The 21,018-nt window shown below is 26.2% G+C and carries 19 protein-coding genes; 17 read left to right on the top strand and 2 right to left on the bottom strand.

Translation table 4 applies throughout. From position 1 onward, the window contains the following. Positions 1-57: 57 nt before the first annotated feature. The gene (locus tag Q346_RS0102465; RefSeq protein ID WP_027332924.1) at positions 58-2,943 is read right to left on the bottom strand and encodes a lysylphosphatidylglycerol synthase transmembrane domain-containing protein; all 2,886 of its coding nucleotides are present in this window, start codon (positions 2,941-2,943) and stop codon (positions 58-60) included. Positions 2,944-3,006: 63 nt separating this feature from the next. Here Q346_RS0102465 and tsaD point away from each other — a divergent pair, with 63 nt between their 5' ends. The 5 genes from tsaD to Q346_RS0102440 all read left to right on the top strand — a co-directional run bounded on the left by tsaD (position 3,007) and on the right by Q346_RS0102440 (position 7,418). After that, positions 3,007-3,939 (top strand): tRNA (adenosine(37)-N6)-threonylcarbamoyltransferase complex transferase subunit TsaD, encoded by a 933-nt coding sequence (gene tsaD, locus Q346_RS0102460; RefSeq protein WP_027332923.1) that lies wholly within the window; start codon positions 3,007-3,009, stop codon positions 3,937-3,939. Positions 3,940-4,037: 98 nt separating this feature from the next. After that, positions 4,038-4,286, top strand: coding sequence for a YdbC family protein (locus Q346_RS0102455; protein ID WP_027332922.1), 249 nt, complete (start codon positions 4,038-4,040; stop codon positions 4,284-4,286). A 39-nt stretch (positions 4,287-4,325) separates the two neighbouring features. Further along, a complete protein-coding gene (locus Q346_RS0102450; RefSeq protein WP_027332921.1) occupies positions 4,326-5,138 on the top strand; it encodes a GNAT family N-acetyltransferase in 813 nt (270 codons plus the stop codon). A 2-nt stretch (positions 5,139-5,140) separates the two neighbouring features. After that, on the top strand, positions 5,141-6,493 hold the full coding sequence (ffh, locus tag Q346_RS0102445; RefSeq protein WP_027332920.1) for a signal recognition particle protein: 1,353 nt from the start codon (positions 5,141-5,143) through the stop codon (positions 6,491-6,493). Between the two features lies 1 nt (position 6,494). After that, positions 6,495-7,418, top strand: coding sequence for a YwaF family protein (locus Q346_RS0102440; RefSeq protein ID WP_027332919.1), 924 nt, complete (start codon positions 6,495-6,497; stop codon positions 7,416-7,418). A 3-nt stretch (positions 7,419-7,421) separates the two neighbouring features. On the opposite strand, the gene Q346_RS03850 is transcribed toward Q346_RS0102440, so the two are convergent. Beyond that, positions 7,422-9,734, bottom strand: a complete 2,313-nt coding sequence (locus Q346_RS03850) for a C1 family peptidase (RefSeq protein ID WP_244874346.1) — start codon at positions 9,732-9,734, stop codon at positions 7,422-7,424. Positions 9,735-9,937: 203 nt separating this feature from the next. Here Q346_RS03850 and Q346_RS0102430 point away from each other — a divergent pair, with 203 nt between their 5' ends. The 12 genes from Q346_RS0102430 (at position 9,938) to Q346_RS0102375 (ending at position 20,936) form a co-directional block, all read left to right on the top strand. Beyond that, the gene (locus Q346_RS0102430; protein WP_027332918.1) at positions 9,938-10,402 is read left to right on the top strand and encodes a hypothetical protein; all 465 of its coding nucleotides are present in this window, start codon (positions 9,938-9,940) and stop codon (positions 10,400-10,402) included. Beyond that, positions 10,377-11,120: a F0F1 ATP synthase subunit A gene (locus Q346_RS0102425; RefSeq protein ID WP_027332917.1), complete on the top strand. Its 744-nt coding sequence runs from the start codon at positions 10,377-10,379 to the stop codon at positions 11,118-11,120. The genes Q346_RS0102430 and Q346_RS0102425 overlap by 26 nt, the downstream gene beginning before the upstream one ends. Before the next feature lie 19 nt (positions 11,121-11,139). After that, positions 11,140-11,373 (top strand): ATP synthase F0 subunit C, encoded by a 234-nt coding sequence (gene atpE / locus Q346_RS0102420; RefSeq protein WP_027332916.1) that lies wholly within the window; start codon positions 11,140-11,142, stop codon positions 11,371-11,373. A gap of 1 nt (position 11,374) precedes the next feature. Then, positions 11,375-11,953 (top strand): ATP synthase F0 subunit B, encoded by a 579-nt coding sequence (locus Q346_RS03845; RefSeq protein WP_051521797.1) that lies wholly within the window; start codon positions 11,375-11,377, stop codon positions 11,951-11,953. A gap of 4 nt (positions 11,954-11,957) precedes the next feature. Continuing rightward, on the top strand, positions 11,958-12,506 hold the full coding sequence (locus tag Q346_RS0102410) for a F0F1 ATP synthase subunit delta (RefSeq protein WP_027332915.1): 549 nt from the start codon (positions 11,958-11,960) through the stop codon (positions 12,504-12,506). Then, positions 12,507-14,078, top strand: a complete 1,572-nt coding sequence (gene atpA, locus Q346_RS0102405) for a F0F1 ATP synthase subunit alpha (RefSeq protein WP_027332914.1) — start codon at positions 12,507-12,509, stop codon at positions 14,076-14,078. A 1-nt stretch (position 14,079) separates the two neighbouring features. Further along, positions 14,080-14,952: an ATP synthase F1 subunit gamma gene (gene atpG, locus Q346_RS0102400; protein WP_027332913.1), complete on the top strand. Its 873-nt coding sequence runs from the start codon at positions 14,080-14,082 to the stop codon at positions 14,950-14,952. Positions 14,953-14,954: 2 nt separating this feature from the next. After that, positions 14,955-15,830: a 1-acyl-sn-glycerol-3-phosphate acyltransferase gene (locus tag Q346_RS0102395; RefSeq protein WP_027332912.1), complete on the top strand. Its 876-nt coding sequence runs from the start codon at positions 14,955-14,957 to the stop codon at positions 15,828-15,830. Further along, positions 15,806-17,134, top strand: a complete 1,329-nt coding sequence (locus Q346_RS0102390) for a glycosyltransferase family 2 protein (protein WP_027332911.1) — start codon at positions 15,806-15,808, stop codon at positions 17,132-17,134. Before Q346_RS0102395 ends, Q346_RS0102390 begins: the two co-directional genes overlap by 25 nt. Positions 17,135-17,150: 16 nt before the next feature. Beyond that, positions 17,151-18,578: a F0F1 ATP synthase subunit beta gene (gene atpD / locus Q346_RS0102385; protein WP_027332910.1), complete on the top strand. Its 1,428-nt coding sequence runs from the start codon at positions 17,151-17,153 to the stop codon at positions 18,576-18,578. Between the two features lie 2 nt (positions 18,579-18,580). After that, on the top strand, positions 18,581-18,991 hold the full coding sequence (gene atpC / locus Q346_RS0102380) for an ATP synthase F1 subunit epsilon (RefSeq protein ID WP_027332909.1): 411 nt from the start codon (positions 18,581-18,583) through the stop codon (positions 18,989-18,991). Positions 18,992-19,061: 70 nt separating this feature from the next. After that, entirely contained in the window at positions 19,062-20,936 is a 1,875-nt protein-coding gene (locus tag Q346_RS0102375) for an MAG3240 family lipoprotein (protein WP_027332908.1), read from the top strand. Positions 20,937-21,018: the final 82 nt, after the last annotated feature.

Raw genomic sequence — 21,018 nt, 5'->3', positions numbered from 1 at the left:
AATTAAAAAATTTATAAATGCAAAGATTAAATGAAAAAGCGATTGAAAAATCGCCTTTTAAATTAAGAATCAAAGTGTTAAACCAATTAAAAATACACTTGCAAATGTAATCGAAATTGGGTAAAATCTTGTTTTAATTTTTTGAGTTTCTAAACTATTGTCATTCCGTATCAAACTCTCGATTTTGCGTTTTTGTTTATGGGTATCAATTCTTTTTTCACCAATGAAAACAATAATTAAGAAAATCAAGCCAATTATTGTTGGAATAACGACAGTAGCAATTGTTGAAATTGCCGTTAAAATTGACGAACTTTCTGCAGCTTTATTTAATCCAATTTCTGGATTAGCTTTAAATACTGATTTGAAAATATATTGACTAATGAAATCATTAGTCCCTATTCCTCCAGGAGTCGGAGAAATGGAATTAGCTGACTTAATTAATAGTGTTGAAATCAAGATATTGAAATATCATCCACCTTGTAAATTAGATTGAACAATATTAGCACTTTTAGCCACAAAAGTAATTGGAGCTAAAACTCAAACTATTCCCTTATAAAATAGAATTTCCATAAATGAAAAGACATTTTTAAAACACGTTTTTAACCCTTGTCTAATTTGATAAAACTCATAAATATATTTTGCTTTTTTTGCTTCAGGGTTATAGATAAAAACAAATGGCAGTCATTCTAAAAATCAAGTAATTCCATTTAAAAAAGCATTTTGAATTTTTTTAGACATTGTTAAAACTAAAAAGAAAGTCGCAGCTATTGTATCTATTGTAAGACCTAAAATAAGCATAATTATAAAAACAATTGTTTTGCGATTAGTAAAGTCTGTCAAAATTTCTTGATAATAATAAATTCCTATCGGCACAAAAAAGACAACTAAAATTATGTTGACAATTTGTCACATAAATGTATTTACAATGATTGCAGAAATTAACTTACTTCTATTAATTCCTTGCCTTCTTAAAAATCAATAAGTAGCAATATCTCCGCCAATTGCCTTTGGTGTGATATTTTGTGCGACAACCCCAACAATATTGGCGAGAATAATATGCCCAAAATTAACTTTTTCTTTTTGAATTTGTAATAATCTTTTCAAAATTAAAGAGTTAAAGAAAATCGTAATTAAAAATGAAGCAACTAATAAAATAAATGATCATTTGGCTGCAGTGTTATAAGTTATAGTTTTTCATATTAAATTGAAAATTTGTCCAATATTAGGATTAGAAACTCCTTCAGTTTTAACATTATAAACAGAGTAAAATAAGAAAACAAAAATACCTATAAATAAGCCAATAAAAGTTAAATACTTAAAAATATTTCAGAAACTAAATTTTTTATTTTTATAATCTTCTTTTAATTCTAAAATAGCATTAATTACATTATTTTCATTGATTATTAACTGATTTAAATCATCAACAGGACCAACTGTTTCACACATAATTTCAATTTGTGAAAGAGTTTTTGAATATTTTAATAAGACTTTAATGTTTTGTTCTAAATTCAGTTGAATAACTATTTCTTGAGAATTTAATTTATCTGAAACAAAGTGCTGAATTCTTTGAATTTTATATTTCCCTAATGTATTTTGGCTACTAATTCTTTGCAAAAATTTGAAAGCATTTTCATCATTAAAATCATAAGTTTTGAGTGTATAAAAATATTTAGAATATTTTTTATTAATTTTATTTAAAGCTTCAAATAAAGTTAATTGATTTTGTTTATAAAAATCATACATTTTTAATAATTCAATTAAAAAATTTAAGGCATCAAAATCGTGTTTGTCTCCATTTAAAGTGGTAAAACGATTTTTTTCATCATATGTAAAAATTGCCCGTTTATTTTCAGCTATTTCCTTTTTTATAACTTCGTCATAGTCTAAAAAATTTAAAACTTTAATTTGATTAGCTAAAGCAATTTCTTCTGTTAGAGAACCACATAAAATACTTTTAGCTACAAAAATTTTGTTTTTATTTATTTTGTTCAATTGTCCTGATTCAAGTAAATAATTTAAATATAAAGCAGCTATTTCATCAGTCTTAAAAAATTTATAAATACTTTTATTTTTCGCTGCGACATTAATGCCTTGTCCATAAGTATCAATTAAAAAATTTAAATCGTAATGTTTAAACATCGATTTTAATTGTTGTTTTTTAAAAAATTTACTTTCTGCTGCATTATTAATTGTTTTATTTTTGTAATTAATTAATTCATAATTTAAATTACTTTCATTTAATAAATTTTGATAAAAATTTAAATTATTCAAATTAGCAAAATTAATGGAAATTTTTGTTTTTGCAATATTTAAATTTTTAAATTTAGTAATCATTTTAGTTTTATAGTCATTATCAACATTACTAATAGTTAATTTAGCTTCATTTTTTGGAATTTGGTTAGCAAAATTATTAATGTTTTTAACAGCTGCAAATAGTTTCATTAATCAAACTCTTTTAATATCTAAATCATTAACGTCTAAAAAATGAATTTGACTAAACTGAGTATCCAGTTCGGAAATATTAAAAATAATTTTAAAATCTCATTTAGAATTGCAAATAAAATTAAGATTAAATGGTAAGTTATTTTTAGAAAGAATTTCAACATTAAAATTATTTTCACTCAATACCCGCGCAGCAATATTGGCATAAACTTTGTTGATATTTACATTATCTGTACCAATAAAAATAGTCACATTTTCTAATTGTTGTTCTTTAATCAAAGAAGCAAAATTTTTTGCAATTGCCACAACATTCATTTCGCTAATGAATTGATTTTCTTGCAAATTAGAGATATGCAATTTGCCATTGACTAAATTAACTTGATCATTAGTTAAAATGGTTTCATTCAAACGCCCTTTATTTTTTTTGGAAAAAAAATTGTTTATAAAAAAATTATTATTGCTACGATTTTCTTTTTTTTCAAGTAATTTTTCTATTTGCATATTTGTCCTATTTTAATGTTTATAATATTAAATTATATTAAATTATATGTTTAAGGAAATCTTATGAAAATTTTAGGAATTGAAACTAGTCATGATGATACATCAATTGCAGTCTTGGAAAATAATCAAGTTTTATTTATGAAAACAATTAGTCAAATTGATTTATTTAAAATTTTTGGCGGAACAATTCCTGAATTATCTTCAAGAGAGCATGTTAAAAATATTAATTTAATTCAACTTGATTTAATGTCTGAAATTGATTTAAGCACAATTGATTATATTGCTTATACTGAAAAACCTGGTTTGATTGGAACTTTACAAATTGGCTATTTATTTGCTAATGCTTTAAGCATTGTTTTGGATAAGCCACTTATTCCAATTAATCATTTAGAGGGGCATTTTTATTCAGCGGCTATTGAATCTGAAATTAAATATCCAGCTTTGTCTTTATTAGTTTCTGGAGGGCATACACAATTAATGTATGTGAAAAATCCGTTCGACATTGAAATAATTGGCCAAACTTTAGACGATGCAGTTGGTGAAGCTTTTGACAAAGTAAGTACAAGATTGAATTTAGGTTTTCCAGGTGGGCCTATTATTGATAAATTAAAACAAAATTATAATGGTGATTATTACAAATTAACTATTCCACACACTGAAAATGAACTTGATTTTTCTTTTAGTGGGTTAAAATCTCAAGTTATTAACTTATATCGCAATTCAATTGATCGAAAAGATAAGTTAGATGAAATTAAATTAGCGTGTTCATTTCAGGAATTAGCAGTTAATTATTTAATTGATAAAGTTAAATTGGCAATACAAAAATATGATTTTGAAACCTTAGTTTTAGCAGGTGGTGTGAGTGCTAATAGTCAATTAAGAAGTGAATTTTTGAAATTAAGCCCTAAAGCTTTAATCCCAAATTTAAAATATGCCACAGATAATGGAGCAATGATTGCGATGTGTGCATATGCACAAATTACATATAAAAAATAAATGATTTCCATATATTTTTTATATTTATATTTATATATTTAAATATTTAAAATAAAATAAAGAAACAAGTATTGATTTATGTAGAAAGGCAATTAAAAATGGCAATCAGAAATAACGCAGAAGTTAGATATGAAATTAAAAAACACTACGGAACAATTTCAACCAATGATCAAGCATCTTATAAAAAAGAATTGAATTTAGTTTCTTGAAATGGTGGACAAGAAAAATTCGACATTAGAGACTGAAATAGTGATCACTCAAGAATGACAAAAGGGATTACTTTAACTAGAGAAGAAGCACAAGAATTACTTAATTTATTAGATGCAGCACTTAATGATGAAGAATAATAAAAGCAGCAATGCTTTTTTATTTTAATGAGAGAAAATATGCAAAAAGCAACCATTCAGGATAAAGACAAAATTTTAAATTTTTTAGCCAAATCTCCGCTTTATAATTTATTTTTAATTGGCGATGTTGAAGAATTTGGTGTTGAAAATGACTTTATTAAAAGTTATATAAAATACAATAACCAAAATGAAATTTTGTTTTTTATCTTAATTTTTCAAACTACTTTACTTTTTTATGACCCTCTTAATCAAATTCAAACTAATGAATTAAGTGAATTAATTTCAAAGCATAAAATTACTAATATTTTTATTAGTGACGAGATGTTTCAAAATAAAAAAGATTTTTTTGAACAACTTAAAGACTTTAAAATTAATTACCAAATTATTGCTAAAGCAAATAAAAAATTTAATGGACCAATTAATTTAGCTCAAAAAGCCACTAATTTAGAGCAAATTAAAAAAATTGTTGAATCAAGATTTCAAATCGATGAGTTTAAAGATTTTCGTAATGAAAATTTTGCAACTGAATTAAATTATTATGAACGATCTTTTTTAAAAAATATTTCAAATAATTATTTTATTGAAATTAATAATCAAGTTGTCGCACATGCATCTGTAGCTGCTAAAACCAATCAAGCAGAAATGATTGGTGGTGTTTATTGTTTAAAAGAATTTCGTAATAATGGATATGCTACCCAAGTAACAATTGCATTATTAAATGAAATTATTGATAGAAATAAAACTGCAATTTTATTTTTCCACAACCCAAAAGCTGGACTTATCTATAACAAAATTGGTTTTGAAAATTTTGGCAAAGTTTATACATTGTCTAAAGTCGACAATAAGGAGTAAATATGTTTAATTTTTTAGAAAATCGCATTCAAAAATCTATTGCAAAAATGAACAAAAAAACTATGATTAATGAAGCCGATATTTTGGAAGTTACTAGAGATATCAAAATGGCTTTATTAGAGGCCGACGTTAATTTAAAAGTTGTCAAAGATTTTATTGCTAATGTTAAAGAGAAGGCGCTTGAATCAAGATTAACTTCATCATTAAATGCCTCTCAACAAATGATTAAGATTGTTCATGCTGAATTAGTTGATGTTTTAGGTAAAACTGTTCAACCGATTGAAATTAATAAAAGACCTTACGTTATTATGTTTACTGGCTTACAAGGTTCTGGTAAAACTACTGCAGTGGCTAAGTTAGCTTACTATCTAAGAAAGAAAAAAATGGTAGAAAAACCATTAGTAGTTGCTGCCGATATTTATCGTCCAGCAGCTGTTCAACAATTAGTAACTTTGGCTAAAAGCATTAATATTGATTATTTTGAAATGGGAATTAATCATAGTGCACAGGAAATTGTTAAAAATGCTTTAAATTATGCTCACGAAAATAAAAATGATTTGATTTTAATTGATACAGCTGGGCGTTTAGCTATTGATGAAAAATTAATGGATGAATTATTCGATTTAAAAGTAATTGCTAATCCAAACGAGATTTTCTTTGTTGCTGATGCTTTAAGTGGACAAGATATTTTAAATGTTGCGCAAAGTTTTAATGAAAAATTAAAATTAACTGGTGCAATTATTACTAAATTAGACTCTGACGCAAGAGGTGGAGCTGCTCTAAGTATTGCAAAAGTTGTTAATATCCCTATTCGTTTCATAGGAACTGGTGAAAAAGTATCTAATTTAGATTTATTTTATCCAGATAGAATGGCCGATAGAATTTTAGGAATGGGTGATGTTTTAAGTTTAATTGAAAAAGCTGAAGAAGTTTACGATCCTAATTTAGCCAATAACACTATTGCTAATATTTTAAAAGGTAATTTTACACTTGATGACTTAATGAATAATTTAGCTCAAATTAAAAAAATGGGTAAAATGACTAAATTAATTAAAATGATTCCCGGTTTAGCTAAAAAAATAGATGAGAATAAAATCGAAGAAGCTGAAGCTAAATTTGCTTCTTATGAAATTTTAATTAATTCAATGACTAAAAAAGAAAAGCAAAATCCTAAATTATTAAAACAAGCTTCTAGAAAACAAAGAATTTTAGCTGGTTCGGGACGTAGCGCTTTTGAATATAATCGCTTATTAAATGATTTTGAATTAATGACAAAACAAATGTCAGAAATGACTAAAAAAATTAAAAGTGGCAATTTAAGTGATTTAACCAAATTAGGATTTGGAGGTTTTTAAGTTGCTTGCTTTTTTTAACCCTTATGGAAACGAAATTCCTTGAAGAGGAATTAGCCAATATTTGTTCTATATTGTAATTTTATTCTGTTTCATTTTAATGATTAGTTTTTGATTATTCCATCGTTTAATAGGACCTTGATATCAAAAGTTGCTCATTAAACATAATAAATCTATCAAAGCATTTTGATCGACAGTTGGAGGAATTACCTTAATTTTTGTAATTTTTCGTTCAATTGTTTTAGTTTTATCAGATTTTCCTAATTTATGAGAAGCTATTCCTTTGCATTTTTGTCGTTTAATGTTAATTTGAATTGCACTTACTTTAATTTTTAACAAATTTAATTGATTAAAATATTTTGCCGCTTTTTCTATTTTAGGTGGTTTAGTTGCTTTAGCTATGCCAGATTTTTTAAAAAATCCTTTAACAAAAGAAGTCAGAGTTGGTTTAGATAGTTTTTATTACTGAGATTTTCTTTTAGCACATTTTTATGTTGTTGTAATGCCTGTTTTATTATTAACTTTATATCCACAAAAATTAACTTTCAAAGAATCAATTAAAACTTTTATTATCTTTTTTACTTTATCGGTTTTAATGCTGATAATCAACTGAATTACTAATGATTTAACCCCAAATAATAAATGAAGTAGTAATTATTTCTTTTTAGAACAAATACCTCTTAAAGTTAATATTAAATTTGCTGGAAGTGTAAATAATAAATGAGTTTTTAGAGCATATCATTTAATTTTATTTGCTATTGTTGGAATTATTTATATTGCTTTATATTCAATGATTTGAAATATTTTAGACAAAGTTTATATTAATAAAGTCAATAATCAATGGATTTTTAAAATTCAAAAATCTGTTGCTTGATCTAATTTTAAACAGTCAATTGTGACTTATTTTTCAAGACAAAAAAAGAGTTAAAAATTATTTTTTAACTCTTTTTTTCATTAATTTAACAATAAAGAAAGTTGCTATACCAAAAGTGATAATGGCAGTTGAAACACCTAAAATACTTCATAAAATAACACTTATTTCATTGGTTTTAGATTTTTCAGATTCAATTGAAACATCTTCTAATTCTTTTTCACTATTAGAATTATTGTTTTCTATAATTGAACCTTCATTAGTACTTGGATTTGAATTAGTTCTCTCTTCTGTTTCAACTGGATTATTTGGTTGTGATTCAGATGTTGAAGAATCATTAATTCGATTCTCTTCGGTTTCAGGGTTTGAATTGCTTTGATCACTTGTTGGATTTTCATTTACTGTATCTTTGTTTTCATTTGTAGAATCTTCTACTGTAGGTTTGTTATTATCTTGAGTTGCTGGTGAACTATTGCCTTCAACATCAGATATATCAGATTCTTTTGAAATCGGATTATTTTCTTCTGAACTTGAATCTGTTCCAGATTCATCAGTTTTTGGAGAACTTGTTTCTTCTTCTCTTGAAATCTCACTATCTGGTGAATCTTCTATATTAGTGTCTGTGTCTGTATCTGTTTCTACTTCACCTTCAGAGCTTTCTGATTCACTTTCGCTGTCATCGTCTCTTGGCGGATTACTCTCTTCTGAATTCGAATCTGTTCCAGATTCATCAGTTTTTGGAGAGTTTGTTTCTTCTTCTCTTGAAATCTCACTATCTGATGACTCTTCTATATTAGTGCCTGTATCTGTTTCTACTTCGCCTTCAGAGTTTTCTGATTCACTTTCGCTGTCATCACTTCTCGGTGGATTATTTTCCATATCTGATTCACTAGGATTATTATTTGTATTAGTTTCAGAACTTTCCTCTAATTCTTTATTTTCTTCATCAACTACTGCGCTTTTATTTAATTCACTAATTGGCATTTCAAGAGTATGAGCTTTAATTCCAAACACAACATAACTGTTTTTGCTATTTACTCATTGATTATTATTTTTATAAAAGCTCAAAATTTCTCTAGTTTCTCAACTTGCCACCAAATCAACATTTTTTTCAGTGTTGTTAGTGACATCAACTATGATTGAAAAATATTGTCCTTTGTTTAAAATAATTTCCTCGTTTAAATCAATTGTATAAAATCCTTTATCACCAGAATTTGGAATTTGCACTTTTTGAGTTAATTTTAATTCGCCATCTTCAGGATTAGACATTGAAGAATTTTTAACATAAATTTTGATTTCAGCAGTAATATTTGAGCCCTTAAGTGCAAAATTAATTGACTTTAATTTTTCTACAATTTCATCATTTGCTTTTTTAACTGGGTAAATATTTGCCATTGTTCTTTCATTAGTATCACTGGTTGCAAATAAAGAAAATGAATTTTTTGTATCATAATAGTAAGTATTTTGATATGTATCATTATTTTCTACTTCAACTGCCATTACTTCATGAATTAAATCTAATGAATCGTATGAAAGCATAAAGTAGCCCTTGCCATGCATTCTAGTTCCTCAACTATTTTTAATAATAAAGGCTCCTGTTTGTTTCGGTGTTTCAGGTCCAAAATTAGATTTATAATAAGTATCGTCTCAACCTACAATAGCTGAAGCATGATTTTTGATTTTTCTTTCTTCAAGTGGTTTAGTTTCAATAATTGAATTTGGTTCGTTGTATCAAACGGTTTTAGAACCAAAATTCATTCCGTTAAAAGCATAAGCAACTCCCACAGAACCATATTTGGCAATCGCTAATTTAATATCTTCAACAGTATGATTAATTTTTACAGCGTTTTTAATTTTGGCAATTGTAGGATTATCAAAATTAGGAAACTCAGTTTGATTAGTTTGAGCAATTGGGGATGTATTTCTCATTAAACCATTAAATGCGTGAGATAAATAATTTCCTTCACCTAAAATTCCTTTTCATGCTTTAGCATCGAGATTTAAATTTAACTTATCTGCATTGTGATTTCAACTATTACTTATGTAATCAATTGCATGTTCATCAATATCTAAAGAATTTTTAGTGTAATTACCTATATTATTTTTTAAAATACTAGTTTCTAAAATCGAAGCAATTGTATAGGCTCAGCAAAGACCTTCATGTCCTTGATTTTTAACATCAGTAACTAAATTGTAATCTCTTGCATCAAAAATTTTCATTTTTGCAATTTCTTCTACACTGTTAGTTTTAAAAAATTCTAATTTTGGTGCGTCAGAATTAGCTGATGTGGTTGTGCTTATCACGCTAAAAGGTATTAATAAACTTGGGCTAACTAATAAACTAGTTAATATTTTTTTATTTTTCAATCTCATATATTTATTTTAAATAAATATTAATATTTTTATAAAGTATTTTAACGAAAGTCAAATTGTCGAAATAAATATTGCTTTTTTATAGGTTTTTATAGTTAATTTAAGATATTCAAAAAAATATTTTGCTAATTTTTTTAGTTATATAATAACAATATGTTATTTTTATAACAAATTTTGTGTTTTTGTATAAAAACTCATGGATTATGGAATATCAATTTGCAAACAAAGTCGTAAAAATTTATTTAATATGAACTTTAATTTGAGCTGTTATTTTTGGCAGTTTTTATTTTTTATTAGATGAAAGTTTAGTATTAGGATTTTTAATTGGAGCAGCTTTAGCATATGTAATTTTTAATTTAAAACAAATGACTTTAAATTGAGTTTTAAATCAAAAAAAATTTAGATTTAAATTAAGTAGTCGTTTTCTTTTAATTTTTTTTATTAATATGTTAATAATTGCAACAATTTTATATTTATTACTTTGAATTAATTTAAATTCTTTAAATAATCCATACAAAGAAACAATTTATCGTTTGACTTTATATCCAAGCAATATTTTTACTTTTACTTTTGGATTACTAAGTTGAAATTTGGCGATTTTGATTGCTTCTTTTATAAAAAAAACAAAAGAAAGGAGTTTTAATGACACAGTTAATAGAACATATTAACGAATGAAATCAACCTCAACTCTTTTCCCTTTGTGTAACGGTTTTAATTTGTTTTATTATTGGTATCACTGTATTTATAATGTGTAAAAAAAGCGATCCAACTAAAGCACCAAATGGTTTTTTAATTGCAATGGAAGGATATTTAAACTTTTTCGAAACTACTTTTGATGAAGCTACTGAAGGAAAAATTAGTAAAACTAGAATTTATCTATTTGTTTTAGGAACTTTTTTATTAATTGGTAATTTGGTTGGCATAATTGGTTTAGAGCCAATTGCCACTTCTTACTCAATTCCATTCACTTTAGCCTTAATCACTTGATTAGGAATTTATGTGGTTGGTTTTATTTATCAAAAATTTAGTTTCTTTAAAAAATATTTAAATCCACTTGAATTTTTAAGCCAATTTGTGCCTTTGATTTCTTTAAGTTTCCGGATTTTTGGAAATATTATTGCAGGTAGTACTATTGTCTTTTTAGTTTACTATCTTTTCGGGCGCGCTTGATTAGTGTTTCCATTAGAAAACAATATGCCTTGATTTTTCTTTTTTGGGCCTGTGGCTAATTCAGTTTTACATTTATATTTTGATATCTTTGGTGCCTTTATTCAAGCTTTAGTCTTTACTTCTTTAACTTTAATTTATTGAGTTAATGAGGCTGAAACTAAAGCGAAAAAAGAGAAAAAAATTAAAACAAAAAATACCAAACAAGTGATTTATTAACAACAAGGAGAAAATTATTATGACAGATAAAGGATTAGTAGCAATTGGAGTAGGGATTGCAATGCTTGGAACTTTCGGTTCAGGTTTAGGCCAAGGAATTGCAGCTGGTAAAGCTGCTGAAGCTGTTGGAAGAAATCCTGAAGCTGCTTCTAAAATTCGTACCATGATGATTATTGGGCAAGCTGTTGCTGAATCTGCTGCTATTTACTCTCTTTTAATTGCTTTCATTTTACTTTTTGCTTTCAACAAATAAAATGAATATATTATCTAACTTAGAAATTTTATATAACACAAGTGAAAAACAAACCAGTTCAAATTCTGATGCACTTGGTTCTTCACTTTATGAAAAATTCATGAAGCTTTTTCCTTCATGACCAATTGTAGTTGCCACTTTAATCGCTATTTCTTTAGCGGGTGTGATTCTTTACTTTTTATTTTATAAAAAGTTAAAAGCATCAATTCAAGCAAGAAAAGACTATATTCAAAACAATATTAATAATTCTCAAAAACTAGTTAAAGATGCCCAAGCTCAATTAGATATGGCTAATCAAAAATTGATTTCAGCACAAACTGAGTCAAGAGCAATTATTAAAAAAGCTAAAGAAAAAGCGGGAAATATTTTAGTTGAATATACAGATAAAGCAAAAAGTGATGCTAATAGATTGTTGGAAGAAGCTAAATTTGATATTTCAGTTCAACAAAAGAAATTATTAGAAGAGTCTAAAAATGAAATCGCAAAAGCTGCTACAGCCCTTTCTAAAAAAATCTTAAATGATAAAGCTAGAATTTCAGACGAAGAAACAATTATCAAAGAATTTTTAGAATCGAAGTAATTTTATGTACAAACAAACTAATGTAGATGCTTATGCGATAGCATTATTTGAATTAGCAAAAGAACAAAATATTATTAAAAATATTCATGATATCTTAGTTGTTCTTATGCAAAATATTAAAAATGATGATTCTTTCATAACTTATTTAACAAGTTATGAAAGTTCTAAAGAAGACAAATATAAATATTTAGATCAAATATTCAATGAATTTGGTTTTAATAATTTATTAACCAATTTTTTTAAAGTGATTGTGGAAAATAATTCTGCTCGCAGTATTAAAACAATTATTGGTGCATTTTTAAAATTATCTAATGAACATTTAAAAATTAGATATGGCAAAATCACCACGGCTTTTGAATTATCAGAAGCAAAATTAAATGAAATTAAAAATAAATTGGAAGAAAAATATCAATTCAATATCGTGTTAGAACACGAAATTGATCCAAGTTTAATTGCAGGATTTAGAATTAAAATTGACAGTTTAATAATCGAAAACAGTTTTAATTTGACATTAGATAAAATTCAAAATTCAATTATGAAAAAGGAGGTTTAGATGAAACATTCAATTGATGAAATTTCAGCGATTATCAAAGATCGAATTAAAAATTTCGACTCATCTAGAATCGACTATTCAGAAATCGGACACATTATTACTATTGGTGATGGAATTGCTTTAGTAAATGGTTTAGATAAAGCTAAAAATGGTGAAATTATTATTTTTAAAAATAACATTTATGGTTTAGTTTTAAATCTTGAAGAAGAAGTAGTTGGAGTTACTATTTTCGGTAATGCAAACGAATTATCTGAAGGTGATGAATGTCATCGGAGTGGAGAAGTTATTTCAATTGGAGTTGGAGATGCTCTTTTAGGAAGAGTAGTTAATGCTTTAGGTGAACCTATTGATGGAAAAGGTAAAATTAATTACACTAACAAAAGAGAAATTTTCAAAATAGCACCTGGGGTTATGTCAAGAAAAGAAGTTAACCAACCTCTTGAAACAGGAATCATTGCAATTGATTCAATGATTCCAATCGGTAAGGGACAACGGGAATTAATCATTGGCGATAGACAAACCGGAAAAACAGCAATTGCTATAGATACAATCATTAACCAAAAAGGTAAAAATGTGAAATGTATTTATGTTGCTATCGGCCAAAAAAATTCAACTGTAGCACAAATTGTTAAAAAATTAGAAGACACAGGAGCAATGGCTTATACAACTGTCGTGGTTTCTGGAGCATCAGAATTAGCCCCTCAACAATATATTGCACCATATTCAGGTGTTACTATTGCTGAAGAATGAATGGCTAATGGACAAGATGTTTTAATTGTTTATGACGATTTATCAAAACATGCTGTGGCTTATAGAACCTTATCATTATTATTAAGAAGACCTCCGGGTCGTGAAGCTTATCCAGGTGATGTTTTCTATTTGCACTCACAATTATTAGAAAGAGCTGCAAGAGTGAATCAAGAATTTGGAGGAGGTTCAATTACTGCCTTACCAATTATTGAAACTCAACAAGGTGATATTTCTGCTTATATTCCAACTAATGTGATTTCTATTACTGATGGTCAAATTTTCACCAAAGAAAGTTTATTTAATTCAGGACAAAGACCAGCAGTTGATGTAGGGTTTTCAGTTAGTCGGGTAGGTTCAGCGGCTCAAATTAAAGCGATGAAACAAGTTGCTTCATCATTAAAATTAGAATTAGCACAATATAATGAAATGTTAGCTTTTGCGCAATTTGGTTCTGATTTGGATGAATCAACTAAAAATATTTTGAACCACGGTGCTAAAGTTTATGAAATTTTGAAACAAGAGCAATATTCTCCAATTGATCAAATAACTCAAGTCGCAATTTTATTAGGAGTTAAAGAAAAAATTATTAATCCATTACCAGTTGATAAAGTTAAAACTTACCGTACTGATGTAATTGACTTCATCACTCGTACAGAAGATGGGATTTTAATCGCTAATAAAATTAAAAATAATAATTATGCTTTAAATGATGAAATTAAAACTGAATTAGTCAAACATTTAATTCATATTGTGACTGAAATTGTTAATTCAATTCCAAATTACAATCCAAATGATTATTTACCAATTCCAAATTTAGGCTAAAATGGCCGGTTTAAATGTAATTAAAAAAAGAATTAATACTGTTCAGTCAATTCGAAAAATTACTCATGCAATGGAACTTGTGGCAGCTTCTAAGCTTAAAAGAGCAAAAAATGAATATGATACTGTTAAAGCTTATGAAGAGTCAATTGTTAATACTTTTAATTTAATCATCAATCACTTAACTCATTCAGAAGCAGTTAAACTTTTTCCAGTTATTAATGCTAAAGCAAGATTATTTATCGTTTTAACTGGTGATTTTGGTTTAGCTGGTAGCTATAATGCTAATGTCATTAAATTAGCCAAAAAAACTATTAAAAAAGACGATTTAATTATTTTAATTGGTTCAAAAGGCATTCATGCTTTAGAAAGTCTTTATCCAAATCAAATTCTTGCAACTTTAAATAGTGAACAAAATGAAGATCATTATCAAATGATGCAAGATGTGATGAAAGTAGTTTATGAACATTATTCATTGAAAGAAGTTAATAGTGTCAATATTATTTACAATAAATATATTAACAACTTAGTTCAAGAAGAAATTTCAGAACAAATTATGCCAATTACAATTGGAAAATTAGGTTTAGTTTGTGAAAATGGCAGTTGTGACAAAAGTTTAACTTCAACTATTGAATTTGAACCTTCGCCAAGACAAGTTTTATCAACTGCCATTCCTCTTTATTTAACTTCTCAATTGTATAAAGCTTATTCATCAGCTAAATTAAGTGAATTAGCTTCACGGCGTTCGGCAATGGAAACAGCTACTGATAATGCAGATAATTTAACTACCGACTTAAATATCAAATACAATCGTCGCCGTCAAAGCAATATAACTCAAGAATTAAATGAAATTGTTGCAGGAGCTGATGCTGTTTAAAAATGAAAATTAATAAATATCAAGAAATAATTAATGAAAAAGAATTAAATGGTTTATTTAATGAACCAATTGATACTTTTGGTTTTAAAGAAAAAAATATTAGAAAAGTTAATGAAAATCACAAATTTTGAAAGAATAAATGATATTCTAAAATTTATTCTTTCTTTATGCGTGCAATTTTAAAATTTGCCTCTTTCTTTATTAAAATTTGATTTTTAAATCAAATCAAAGGTAAAAATAATTATAAAAAATTAAAAAATCAAAATTTTATTGCTGTAAGCAATCATTGCTTATATCTTGATAATCTTCTCATTAGAGACAATATAAATAAACATAAATTTTTTATTTTAGCCAAAGAAGATAATAATGTTAAAGGCACAAGAGGTAGAATGCTCCAACACGGAGGGATGTTCCCTATTCCTTCAAATCCAAGAGCATTAATCAAAATGAAACAAGAATTAAAAGTTTTATTAGAAAGTAAAAAAAGAAATTTTATTTTAATTTTTGCTGAAAAAGAAATGTGACATAAGTACATTAAACCTCGTCCAACTGTAAATGGGGCTTACAATTTTGCTTATGATTTTAACAAGCCTATTTTGCCTGTCTTTTTGGAAATTAAAAAATATAAAAATAGTGATCGAGTTAAAAGAGTTGTTACTCATTTTCTTGAACCAATTTATCCAAATAATAATTTGGATAAATCAGAAAATATTGAAATGATGAAAAATAATTTAGAAAAACAATGAATAGACAAATATTATGAAATTTTCAAAATCTCTAAAAATCAGAATTTATATAAAATAAATTCTCAGGGTTTTGAAAGATTGAACGAACATCCTGAATTTCAAAAACAATGCAATGAGATACAAGTAAATTAAGTTTTACGTTTTTCTGGGTTTTTTTAGGCATTACTTTATTTTTATTTTTAATTGCTATTCTTTTTCACTATTTTAAATTTCAATATTTCTTTTATGCTTTTTTTAACCGTAAAAAAGCACAAAATATTTTTCCTAAAGCAGAAAAACAGCATTATTTTACTTATTTAATTCCAGCTAGAGATGAGTCAAAAGTAATTGAAAATTTGCTTAAATCTATAAAAAATCAAGCTTATGATTCAAACAAAATTAATGTAGTTATTGGTGTAGAAGATTTAAATGATCCAACTGTTAAAATTGCCAAAGAATACAATTTTAATATTTATTTGAGGCAAAATTTTGAAATTAAAGGTAAAGGTCAATTAGTTAATGAAATGATCAATTTTGCTAACCAAAATAATTTATTAACTGATGCTTTTATCATAATGGACGCTGATAATTTATTAGATGAAAATTTTACAGATGCAATGAATAATGCTTACAATCAAGGTTATGAAGTTGCAGTCGGTTATCGCAATAACAAAAATTGAAATTCTTCCTGGGTTTCAGCTTGTTCAGGGTTAACTTTTTCAAGATTTTCACATTTAGAAAATTTAAAAAGAACAAAAAATGGTACTACCATTCAATTATCAGGAACAGGTTTTTATATTTCAAAAAAACAAATTGAAAAATTTGGCGGATGAAACTTTTTTACATTGACAGAAGATTTAGAATTAACCATTAATATGGCTCTTGATAATACTAAATGTGCTTATGTTTCTGATGCAATATTTTATGATGAACAGCCTATTAAATTAAATGACGCCAATAAACAAAGACTCAGATGAATCAAAGGGCATAATCAACTATTTCGAAAATATCGCAAATCTTTAAATGAAGCTCTTTTCAAAAAGAGTCAAAGTAATAAAGTTGGCTGTTTTGAATTAAAATTTCAAGCCGTTTCCTTTGCATCATTTATTCTTTCAATCATTTTTATTATTGCAACTATTAGTCTTGGAATTTGAACCTTCTATATTTCTCATTTAAATCAAAAAATTTTAATTACCATTATTAGTAATTTAATTGCAATTTTACTAGGATTAATTATTTACTACTTTAGTATTGTAATTTATACCGCTTTGAGTATTTATGCCGATCCAAGAGTTGCAATGACAACAAAAATGAAATGAAAAGCTTGCTTTATGCAACCAATTTATCTTTTTTGATATATTCCTTTATTTATTAAAGCTTTATGCAAAAAAGAAGTACAATGAACTAAAATAGATCATTCAATAAATATTGACTTGAATGATTTACAAAACAAATAATAGAAAGGAGATTACTATGAATAGTGTTTCCAAAGAAGCAAAAAATTATGGTTATATTGTGCAAATTATGGGTCCTGTTGTGGATGTTAGATTTGAAAAAGGCAATTTACCATTAATTAATAATGCTTTAGAAGTTGAATATGATAATCAAATTTTTACTTTAGAAGTTGCTCAACATATTGGCGATGATACAGTACGTTCAATCGCAATGGTTTCAACAAGTGGACTTTCAAGAGGCTTAAAAGTACTTAATACCGGTAAACCAATTAGTGTACCTGTTGGAAATAATGTTTTAGGTAGAATGTTTGATGTTTTAGGTAATCCAATTGACTTAATGCCTGCACCTGAAGCTCCCAAAATGCCAATTCATGCGCCTGCACCTTCTTATGAAGAACAAAAAACTGTTTCACAAATTTTAGAAACTGGAATTAAAGTTGTTGACTTATTAATTCCATATGCAAAAGGTGGAAAAATTGGGCTTTTTGGTGGTGCTGGAGTTGGTAAAACTGTTTTGGTGCAAGAATTAATTAACAACATTGCGACACAACATGGGGGACTTTCAGTTTTTGCTGGTGTTGGTGAGAGAACTAGAGAAGGTAATGATTTATACTATGAAATGAAAGCTGCAGGAGTTTTAGATAAAACTGCTTTAGTCTTCGGTCAAATGAATGAGCCTCCTGGCGCTAGAATGAGAGTTGCTTTAACTGGTTTAACAATGGCAGAATACTTTAGAGATCAACAAAATCAAGATGTCTTACTTTTTATTGATAATATCTTTAGATTTACTCAAGCTGGTTCTGAAGTTAGTGCGCTGTTAGGTAGAATGCCTTCAGCTGTTGGTTATCAACCAACTTTAGCAACTGAAATGGGACAATTACAAGAAAGAATTACTTCTACACATCATGGTTCAATTACTTCAGTTCAAGCAGTTTACGTGCCAGCTGATGACTTAACAGACCCTGCACCTGCAACAACTTTCAACCACCTTGATGCCAAAACCGTGCTTGATAGAAATATAGCAGCTTTAGGAATTTATCCAGCTGTTGATCCACTTGAGTCTTCTTCTAGATTGCTTGATCCTTTAATTGTGGGACAAGAGCATTATGATGTTGCTTATGAAGTTGTAAGTATCTTACAAAGATTCAAAGAATTACAAGATATTATTGCTATTCTTGGAATGGGTGAATTGAATGACGAAGATAAGCAAATTGTCGCTAGAGCAAGAAGAATTAGAAACTTTTTATCTCAACCTTTTACAGTTGCTGAAAAATTTTCAGGTAAAAAAGGTCAATATGTAAAACTTGCTGATACCATTAGAAGTTTTAGAGCAATTTTAGATGGTAATTATGATGATTATCCAGAAGAGTTATTCCTTTATGTTGGTTCAATTGACGATGTAGAAAAACGTTATCAAGAATATAAAGCAAGTCAAAATAATAATTAATTATGGCAAAAACTACAAGATTAAAAATTACTACTCCAAATGAGATTTTTTTTGATGGAGATATAATTGCACTTAATTTAAAAACTAAAGAAGGGGCTTTAACTATTCTTCCCGAACATTCCGCAATTGTAAGTAATATTGATGTTTGCAAAATGACAATTTCTTTAGAAAATCATCAAGAAAAAATTTGTTCAATTGGTTCTGGCTTAATTTCAGCTGATAAATCTGAAATTAATATTATCACTGATGATATTATTGCAGGAGATAAAATTGACATCAAGAGAGCTGAAACTGATAAAGAAAAAGCTTTAGCAGCTCTTAAAAAATACAAAAACACAAAAGATGAAGCTTTATTTGAATTAAAATTACGTAAAGCAATTAATAGAATTGAAATTTATAACAATAATAAATAGAAAAGATGTGAAATATCACATCTTTTTTTAATATCTTGAATATAATAAAACTATTGTGTAGAAAGTTTATATGAATAAAAAAATATTAATATTTAGTGCATTAAATACACCCTTATTACCTTTAATTTCACTTAGTTGTGTCAAAAACAATGAAGAAAATCAGAATTATATTAATAAAATGATTGAATTAGCTAATAATCAAAATTTAAATTTAGATCAATTTTGATATTTAATTAATCAAGATTTAACAAAAGATAAACCTATTTTCAAAAAAATACAAAAAGAAAATGATCAATATTATTTAGTGACTAATTTAAATAAATATCAATTAAATTTAAATAATTTCAATTATCAATATGGAAATTTTGATAATGATAAAAATACTTATATTTGAAAAGAAAATGTTAATGAAAACACAGATCTTGAGGTTTTATTTTTAAACTTATTCAATCCACAATCTGAAAGTTTTGCAACCTATATCAAAAAACTTTGAAGCAAGGATTTTTTTAATAAAAACCAGTATAAATCTATTTTTGATAATTTACCTAACTTACAATGAATCGCTTTTAAAGCTTTAAAAAGTAATTTATTATCGAATCCTTATAAAATTAATTCACAAAATGCAAGAAAAATTGGATTTTACAATTCTGATTTTCAAAAATCTATTTTTGAAAAAGAGTTGTTAATGCACTTAAAAGCCTTTAAAATAGTTAAAAACAATCAAGTATTATCTCAAATTGAAATTACAAACTGAAGTTTAGATGAAAATAACAATTTATCTTTTAATATTGATTTTTTAGATGAAAAAAATCAATCTATGTTATCAGAAGCACAAAAAAAATTAAAAATCTATTTAGATGATGCTTTTATTGCAGAAAATTATTATAAATATCGTGATTTAGCAACTAATGAATTTTTATCTTTAGATAAAAATTTAGCGAATAAAAATATTCCTTTTTTTACAGAATTTACTAATCAACCTAAATTAAGTTTGAAAAATAATATTTTTAATTTTTTAGATTTTGATTCAATTATGCACCCCTTAAAAGGTTATGAATATTTCAATTTAAATGGATTTAAGTTTTTAATTGAAAATTATCCAGAATTATTTTATTTATCAAATGTATCCGAAGATTTTGATTATAAATTTCATAATTTTGAAATTTCTAATTTACTAAATGATAGTTATTCAATTGGCAAATTAAATATTGAAATCACTAATAAAAATGATGGAAATAAACAAATTTTACCTTGGTTTACAATTAATTTCAATTTACATCACCATATTTTTGAAGGTTTTTTTATTAGCAATGAACTAGGATTAATTAATGATAAACCAAGAAATAGTGAAAACTATTTTTCATATTATTCATATCCAAAAAATCAAGATAATTCAGGTTTGGATGCAAATGGCAACATTATTAAACCCCAATTTATAGATGCAAATGATTTTATGAATGAAAATTTAATTGATATTGTTAATTTTTTGATTAATCAAAATATTAACAATTTAAATTTATGAAAAAATAAAGTTATGACTGATTTAAGTGTTGAATTTGTAATTAATTACAAAGAGGAATTAACCAAAAAATTAGAATTGCTATTAAATCAATTTATTTTACTTTATTTTATCGGTGATAATCAAAACAAAACTTTAATTAAAAAAGTCAATGTATTTATTGATCCTTTAAATGATTATAGTTTTGAAAAATATGGTTTAGGTAATTTACCAATCAGTTTTAGTTTTATTGATGAAAATGGTAATGAGCTCTTAAATTTGCAAAATAGACAGCAAATTTTTCTTCTTTCCGGTTTTGTTGGCTCAAATAATGAAGTTAGATTACAAAAGGAATTAGAGTTAAAAAGAACAAATAATCCAAATTGAAAAATTGAACCGCTTAAAGATTTAACCATCCCTTATTTATCTAAATTTAATGTAAATTAAAATGAACAATCTGTTTATTTTTTTCAAAGTTTTAGATTTAAAAAAACAAATATACCTTATTTATAGGCATATTTGTTTTTTT

Source organism: Mycoplasmopsis gallinarum DSM 19816 (assembly GCF_000621085.1).
Lineage (GTDB): Bacteria > Bacillota_I > Bacilli_A > Mycoplasmatales > Metamycoplasmataceae > Mycoplasmopsis > Mycoplasmopsis gallinarum.
This window is presented reverse-complemented; position numbering and strand designations above follow the sequence as displayed.